Raw genomic sequence first — 7,863 nt, 5'->3', positions numbered from 1 at the left:
CTGTAGTTTTAACTAAAGAAGACAATATGGATAATGGAAATGTACTAGCCGGAGCCAAGTTTGGTCTTTATGATGAAGATGATAATTTAATAGAGACTGTAACAAGTGATAGTAATGGTTTGGTAGTATTTGATGATATACCTTATGGTGATTATACAATAAAAGAAATAGAGGCACCAGAAGGGTATGTAGTTTCAAATGAAACTTTTGATATAAGTATAGAAGAACACAAGGAAATAATTGATTTAGGAATTGTAAGAAATATAGAAATAAAGGGAGTAGTATTCTTAACAAAAGTAGATGAAGATGGTAATCCATTAGCCGGAGCAAAGTTTGGTCTTTATGATGAAGATGATAATTTAATAGAGACTGTAACAAGTGATGAAAATGGTCTGGTAAGAATAGATGGTATATCTTATGGAGACTATACTGTAGAAGAAATAGAAGCTCCAGAAGGTTATATGTCGTCAAATGAAACATTTGTAGTAGAAGTAAGAGAACAGGAACAAATAATTGAATTAGGAGAAGTAGTAAATATTAGTGATTCAGAAGATCCAACAGATCCAACAGATCCAGAAGACCCAGAAGATCCAGAAGACCCAGAAGATCCAGAAGATCCGGAAGACCCAGAGGATCCGGAAGATCCAGAGGACGAGGATGATTCTGAGGATCCAAAAACTCCACAAAAACCAGAAGATCCACAAGATCCAAAGGCTCCAGAAGGACCAGGAGAAGCAAAAGATTTAACGGATTCAAAAGACTATAGTAGAGAAACTTTAGTACAAACTGGTACAGATATAAATTTCTTGATTCCAATAGGATTTATATTGATGCTTTTAGGAGCGGCGTTTGTATTAAAAAAGAAGAAAATAGAAAGATAAATTAAAAATAATATTATAAAACAGCTAAACCTTTAAAAGTTTAGCTGTTTTATTTTACTCTTATGGGAATTATATATAGAATAAGGGTATATATTTAAAGAGGTGAGGATTATGAAAAAAAGAAAAATAATTGGATTTTTCCTAATCTTATTTGGGATGCTTATTGTAGCTTATCCTTTAAAACTTAGGATGACCACAAGAATGGATCAGAAAAAATTAAGGGAAGAATTTGATAAAAATAAAGAACTAGATAATGCAGATAAACAAAATGATATAATAGAAACAGAGAGTCAAAATATAGAATATGATGCTTGGCCGGATACTCTTATGACAATTCCTGATATAGATGTAGAAGCCATGGTTGTTGAAATGGAAGCAAGTGATATAGATGTATTTGCTCAAAATGCCAACTATCCGCCAGCTCACTATAGATCAACAGATTTACCTGGTGGTTCTAATAATGTTGCTATAGCTGCACATAGAACAGGTCCTGCTGACTATTTTAGGCATTTAGACAAGCTAAAAGAGGGCGATCCTATAACTTTAGAGACTAAACAAGGAGTTCATGAATATATTGTAGAGAGTGTATTTATAGTAGATCCTACAGATACTTCTGTTATAAAGGATACAGACTATGGCGCCCTGACACTTACTAGTTGTGAAAGAGAAGATGGAATAAGCAATAAAAAGAGGATAATAGTTCGGGCAAGGTTAAAGGATGATATAGATAAAGGAGAGGATTAAAATCGAAGGTAAAAAAACAAATTTAGGTATTGCTTTAATTATAATAGGAATTGTATGGATTTTAAGCAATTTTAATATAATAGATATAAGTATTTATGGTATTTTCAAGAATTTGTTAAGAGGAATATTTGACTTATGGCCACTTATATTGGTTGTAATAGGTATAGGCATGATCTTTAAAAAAGAATTATTAAATGTGGTTCTATGGATTTTATTTTTAGTAATATTAGTAGCTTATAGTTTCTTTATAAAAGATAATATATTTGAAAAAGATTATAATAATACCTTTGAAGAAGAAATATATAGTACTGAGATGAGAAAAGAGATAGAAAAAGGAAAACTCCATTTAGATGTAGGAGCTACAAGTTTTAAAATAGACTCTATAGAAGATGATTTAATAAAGATAGAACATGATGGGGCTTTTAAATATAAGTTTAATAATAAAGATTCTATTGAAAATGTCCATATATCAAATAAAGGCAATACTTTTATAAATGGAAAATCGAGAAACTTTGAACTAGGAATAAATAGAGAGATTCCATGGGAATTTAAAATGAATATGGGGGCAGTATCTGGAGAGCTAAACTTAAAAGATATAATAGTAAATCAGATTAACCTAGATATGGGTGCTGGAAACCTTGACATGACTCTAGGTAATAAGAATAATTTTACTTCTATAGATATAGATGCTGGAGCTTCTAAAATAATAATAAATGTACCTAAAGATGTAGGTTTAAAAATAGATTTAGATGGTGCATTAAATAGTACAAATCTAGATAAAATAGGTTTGATAGAAGAATCTAAAGGAATATATATTTCAGACAACTATGATAGGGCAAGTTCAAAATATGAAATAGAAGTAGATATGGGTGTAGGAAATTTTGACATAAATTATTATTAGAAATAAATGACATGAAAGAAAAACATAAATTGGTAAACAGGAAAGATCAACATATAAAAATAAAAAACAAAGTAAAATAAGTTTAAACTTATTTTACTTTGTTTTTTATTTAAGAAAATTTAATTGCTTTTAACTTCATCAGGAAGTTCTATATCTTCTGTTTCATCGAAATCAAAAAATTCAATCTCGCCAATTGCATCACTACTATCATCATTTACAGAAACAGAAGAGCCTATATATGCATTTTCCATATTCATATTTTCTTTGTTAATTTTAAAAGTTATATCTAGGTCAATGTCTCCTGGTTTTACACCCTGATATGAAAGATTAAAAGGAACTCTGATTGAATCATAAACTGCTGCATCCCTTCCTTTAAAATAAAACACATAACTATCTTCTTCTTCTTTCATTTCCATACCATTTTTTGCTGTTAAAAGAGTATCCATTACTGGTTTATAGGTCGTACTATAGTTTTCAGAACCAGTATATTTTTGCCATTTAATACCATCATATATATGAGCTTCTCCAGGTATCTTAATAAACTCCATTGTTTGTTGTTGACCGTTTGCTACACTTTTTTGTTTTGTATGGATATGAGTTATTGTACCCTCTTCACCATATAAGAAAACGGATTCCATTTCTTGTTCCATTTTTTTAAGCTCGTTATTAATGTTGTTTTCTATTTTAAACTCTACATTTTCTGAAACGGACTTCAAATCTTCAGAGTTTTCTTCCATGTTATTTAGAACCTCATCCATGTCTAAGCCTTCGTTTGAACTAGCGCCATTACAAGCTACAATTAAAACAGATAATAAAAGAAGTATAGAAATAAATTTAAGTTTTTTCATTATCATCATCTCCTATTATTTTATTTACCCATTTAATATATTAATAAGCTTATTACTTATAAGTGAAATTACTAGTATATATTTATATAAAATGATAGTTATATTATTAAAAAATTAAAATTTTTAAAGAAAAAAGGTTCAAAATATCTTTTATGATTTAAGGTATTTCTTTCTTCTTAAAGTAAATATTGATATATTTCCTGTATAAATATCTAAATTTACCAATTTTAGTTTGTAGTTTTTTATCCAAATCTTTTTTATATATTATCATAGGGGATATATAAGTATCTAGTACTTTTTTATCGCTATATTTAATATTGACAAATATATTAGTTATATATTTAATATTGTTTCCATTGGAATCTATAAATTTAAAATCTATTCTATCTACATATTCAAAATGAGTTTCTCCAGTTAAGACTGGGAATCCCAAAATATCTATTAAATCAGTAATATCTTTGTATAGAAGTATTATCTTTGATCTATCTCCAAGAGAATTAAAATATTTTTCTTTATGTCTATATTTTAGATACCTTGTTAAAATTCTTATAAGAAAAGAAAGTAAAAATATAATGGCTAAACTTATAGAAACTATTTTAAATATAGGGACATTATTATCAGATTGATTATCTATTACTGTATTGTTTTTATCTTCAAAGTCATCTTCATCTTCAACAATAGGAAGGTTAGAGGGTGCTTCATCTTCAATTTCTTCCTTATCATCTTCAGTATCAGGACTTATATTTTCTTCTTCTATTATTTCATTATCTAAAGGTTCATATGCTGCTGTAGGTTCAAAGCTTACCCAACCAACTGGTTCTATAAAAGCTTCAACCCAGGCATGGGCATGTTTTTGTCTAACTTGATATTTTTTTGTATCAATTTTTTCTTTTACTATATATCCTTCTACATATCTAGTTGGTATATTTTCTAACCTAAGCATAACAGCCATAGCACTTGCATAATAGGTGCAATATCCTTCCTTTTCTTCAAATAAAAAGTGATCTACAAAATCTGTATTACTTGGTAATTTCTTTACGTCTAAATTATACTTATAGTTATTTCTTAAATAGTCTTGTATAATTATCGCTTTTTCATAGTCGCTATCCATATCTTCTACTAGGGAATAGGTTAATTCTTTAGTTCTATTTGTGATTACATCTTCAGGTAAGTTAAGATAAATATCTGAGTTTATAAAACTAGTTTTTCTTTTATCTATTCGATTTTTCATTAATACTTCATAGGGTAAAGGTTTTAAATATTCTACAGTATAACTTTCATCTTTATATACTCCATCTGTAGAAAAAACTATGTCATCATTATTTACAAAAATAGAAAAGTTTCTACCTAATTTAATACTTTCAGGTTTATATGGTGTAAAGATAGTTTTAGATGAAAAGGAGTCAAATTTTACTTTTATTTTATTGCGAGTATAAAATCGATCTTTTTCATTGTCTGATATAAAATTAATATCTTCTTTAAGATTATATTTTAAAGGATCATCGAAAAAACCTAACCATTTTTTACCTGTATAAATATGATTTACCTTACCTCTTAGGTAGATAGATTCCTTAGATTCAACAGTCATAACTTTTCTTTCACTTAAGGTTAAGGGACCTCCTAAATCTTTATCTTTTTCTGAGAAACTAGTTTCAGAAAAACTAAAAAGTTTAGAACTAGAAGTTTTTCTATTATATTCCTTATAGTATCTTAAATCTTCAACTACTGGAAATATATCGTATACTTTTTCCTGTAAATTAGGCCAAGAAAGATAGTTATTTGATTTAGGTAAAGAAAATGCAATAGATATTATTAAAATATTATATATAATGCTAGTAGCGGACCAAGTATTTAAAGTTTTTTTATTGAACATAATATTTTTCTTATATTTGTTTATTCCAAATAATATTAAAAAAAGAAATAAAAATATAGCAGTATAGATATATGCTTCATCAATAAAAGAATACCAATAGATTAAAAATACAGTTAAGTAAATTGGTGCTAAAATAAAGATGTTTTTCATTTTATATATAATAAAAGCTGTGAATGAAGAAACAAATATAACTATTATAAGATAAAATAAAAGTGTATTAGTATGTGATATAGGACTTAAATCTTGTATATTATTGATAATATCTGAAAATAGTATCATAGATTTATCTTTAGCTAATAAAAATATAGGAAATTTATATTTATTAATATATAGCATAGATAAAAATCCTATAGCTGAACTTATAAAAAAGAAGATAGGATAGATAATAAAACATCTTATAATACTTGATATTATTATAACTATAATTATTTGATCTAAAACATCTAGTTTTAAATTTATAACCTTGCCAATAAGAGTAGTTAGTGTATATATCATAGACAGATATATTATATTTGTTAATAAAGCCCCTTGTATATTATTTGTTTTATTCATAATTTATCTCCAGTGTTTCTTTGACATTTGTATGGTAATCTAAAAAATATAATTGTATATTTTCTTCATTTAGTCTTTTTTTAATACTTGAATCGATTTTGTAATTATCATTATTTTTATCATATATAGATATAAATATTGGAATTACGTTTTTCATTTTAAGTTTTATTCCTATTTCAGCCATTTTCTTATCTAATATTGGTGCTACTATAATTACTATAGAGTTTTGTGTAAAAGAATTTATTTTTTCTTCTATTAAATCTAAAATACTCCTTTGACCATCACTTTGAAATCTTGAAAATGTTTCTAGAAAATATTTAAATCTATCTTTTTTTACATTAGAAATTTTTATAGGGTCATTTCCTGAATAAGTATTTAAAGATATGTCTATATCTAAATTAAATAAATAACTTACAATAGCTAAAGACACATCGACTATTTTGTCTTCCATTCTATGGTCTATATCATTTGAAAATAAAGGTTTGTAACTTTCTATAAATAAATTTAAATTAACATTACTTATCTGTTCAAAGTTTTTTATCATAGGAGTTCCTCTTTTAGCAGAAACTTTCCAATGAATCTGATTTATTGGATCACCCTCAATATATTCATCTATAGAGGAGATGCTAGTTGTATCTTTAAATATAGAGTTTTCTACTAAAACATTTCCAAAAGTTTTATCAGGATATACTTTAAAACTATCAAGTTTTATTATCTTTGGATAAACAAGTAAATTTATCTTATTATTTATTTTCTTTTTTAGTTTAAATATAGAATAAATATCAGATATATTTATAGAAAAGTTTATATTTTTATAAAATCCTCTTCTTTTGAAAGACAGTCTGTCTTTTAAAAGAATTTTTTGGCGCGCATTTAAAGAAAGTTTTTTTGAAATAATATTTTTTTCTTTTAAAGTTTTGTTTATATAAATAAAGACTTCAACAATAGGAAGAGTAAAGAAGTTTTTATTTATTAGAAGATATTCCAAATCTATATTATCTCCTGCATATATTTCAGTTTGCTTTGTGTCTAATTCTGCTTTAAGACCTATAAAAGAAAGTAAAAGATGAAAAAATGGTATTAAAAAACTTAGGATAGATACATAAAACAAAAAATAAGGCATAGGACCACCTACTAAAAATGCAAAAGAAAATGTAATAAAGAGTAAGAATAAATAAGAAAGTTTAAATTTATTCATCCTTTATCACCGGAATACTAATATTATTCAAAATATCTTTCAATATGTTTTCCAGATCCTTTCTTTCAATTCTAGCACTAGGAGATAGAATAAGTCTATGTGAAAAAACAGGATTGACCATTTTTTTTACATCATCAGGAATAACATAGTTTCTGCCAGATAAAAAAGCTTTTGATTTTGATGCTTTAAGTAGGTCAATAGATGCCCTTGGACTAGCGCCTAGCTCTAAGTCGTTATGACTTCTAGTCGTATTTGAAATATTTACAATATAATCTATTATATCTTCGTGAACTATTATTGTATCTATAAATCCTTGTATTTCTAGCACTTCTTTTTTCTCCAAAACAGAATCTATAAGACTTAAATCTTTTATGCTATTATAATTTTCTAATATTATCTTCTCATTCATTTTATCAGGGTATCCAAGTGAAATCTTTATTAAAAACCTATCAAGTTGCGCCTCAGGAAGTGGAAATGTACCACCATATTCAAGTGGGTTTTGAGTTGCAAGCACCATGAAAGGTTTTTCTAAAACAAAATGTTTATCTTCTGTAGATATTTCTCCTTCTTCCATAGCTTGTAGTAGACTAGACTGTGTTTTAGGAGAAGTTCTATTTATTTCATCTGCTAAAAATATCTGACTAAAAATAGGTCCTTTTTTAAAAGAAAAGTTTCCTTTATTTATATCATATATACTGACTCCTATTACATCTGAAGGCATTATATCTGGTGTAAACTGAACCCTTCTGTAAGATAGGCTCATACTTTTGGCTAAAGCTTTTACAAGAGTTGTTTTACCTACACCTGGAACATCTTCTATAAGAAGGTGGCCTCTTGAAAAGAGAGTGATTAAAACAAGTTCTAAC

Annotated in this window: 7 protein-coding genes; 3 read left to right on the top strand and 4 right to left on the bottom strand. The window is 26.8% G+C overall.

The window, feature by feature from the left end; all coding sequences use genetic code 11:
• From ACTHW2_RS05190 to ACTHW2_RS05180, 3 genes are all read left to right on the top strand, one after another.
• Positions 1-881: SpaA isopeptide-forming pilin-related protein (locus tag ACTHW2_RS05190; RefSeq protein WP_442262854.1), on the top strand; the 881-nt coding region annotated here is incomplete at its 5' end.
• A 111-nt stretch (positions 882-992) separates the two neighbouring features.
• Complete coding sequence (locus tag ACTHW2_RS05185) at positions 993-1,625, top strand: sortase (RefSeq protein WP_442262852.1); 633 nt, start codon at positions 993-995, stop codon at positions 1,623-1,625.
• Positions 1,609-2,526 carry a LiaI-LiaF-like domain-containing protein gene (locus ACTHW2_RS05180; RefSeq protein WP_442262856.1) on the top strand — a complete coding sequence of 306 codons (918 nt, stop codon included), beginning with the start codon at positions 1,609-1,611 and terminating at the stop codon, positions 2,524-2,526. Before ACTHW2_RS05185 ends, ACTHW2_RS05180 begins: the two co-directional genes overlap by 17 nt.
• A gap of 119 nt (positions 2,527-2,645) precedes the next feature.
• On the opposite strand, the gene ACTHW2_RS05175 is transcribed toward ACTHW2_RS05180, so the two are convergent.
• The 4 genes from ACTHW2_RS05175 to ACTHW2_RS05160 form a co-directional block, all read right to left on the bottom strand.
• Positions 2,646-3,374, bottom strand: a complete 729-nt coding sequence (locus tag ACTHW2_RS05175; RefSeq protein ID WP_442262851.1) for a hypothetical protein — start codon at positions 3,372-3,374, stop codon at positions 2,646-2,648.
• Between the two features lie 157 nt (positions 3,375-3,531).
• The gene (locus ACTHW2_RS05170; RefSeq protein WP_442262849.1) at positions 3,532-5,799 is read right to left on the bottom strand and encodes a transglutaminase-like domain-containing protein; all 2,268 of its coding nucleotides are present in this window, start codon (positions 5,797-5,799) and stop codon (positions 3,532-3,534) included.
• Positions 5,792-6,997, bottom strand: a complete 1,206-nt coding sequence (locus ACTHW2_RS05165; RefSeq protein ID WP_442262847.1) for a DUF58 domain-containing protein — start codon at positions 6,995-6,997, stop codon at positions 5,792-5,794. The genes ACTHW2_RS05170 and ACTHW2_RS05165 overlap by 8 nt, the downstream gene beginning before the upstream one ends.
• Positions 6,990-7,863 (bottom strand): AAA family ATPase (locus ACTHW2_RS05160; protein WP_442262845.1); only part of this gene is annotated, 874 nt, incomplete at its 5' end. The genes ACTHW2_RS05165 and ACTHW2_RS05160, both read right to left, overlap by 8 nt.

This window comes from Tissierella sp., assembly GCF_052089545.1.
In the GTDB taxonomy this organism is placed as follows: Bacteria; Bacillota; Clostridia; order Tissierellales; family Tissierellaceae; genus Tissierella_A.
This window is presented reverse-complemented; position numbering and strand designations above follow the sequence as displayed.

Bases quoted from the DNA above. Each gene is read 5' to 3' on its own strand.
- ACTHW2_RS05185 (WP_442262852.1), top strand. From the start codon at position 993: ATGAAAAAAAGAAAAATAATTGGATTTTTCCTAATCTTATTTGGGATG.
- ACTHW2_RS05175 (WP_442262851.1), bottom strand. From the start codon at position 3,374: ATGAAAAAACTTAAATTTATTTCTATACTTCTTTTATTATCTGTTTTA.
- ACTHW2_RS05165 (WP_442262847.1), bottom strand. From the start codon at position 6,997: ATGAATAAATTTAAACTTTCTTATTTATTCTTACTCTTTATTACATTT.
- ACTHW2_RS05170 (WP_442262849.1), bottom strand. From the start codon at position 5,799: ATGAATAAAACAAATAATATACAAGGGGCTTTATTAACAAATATAATA.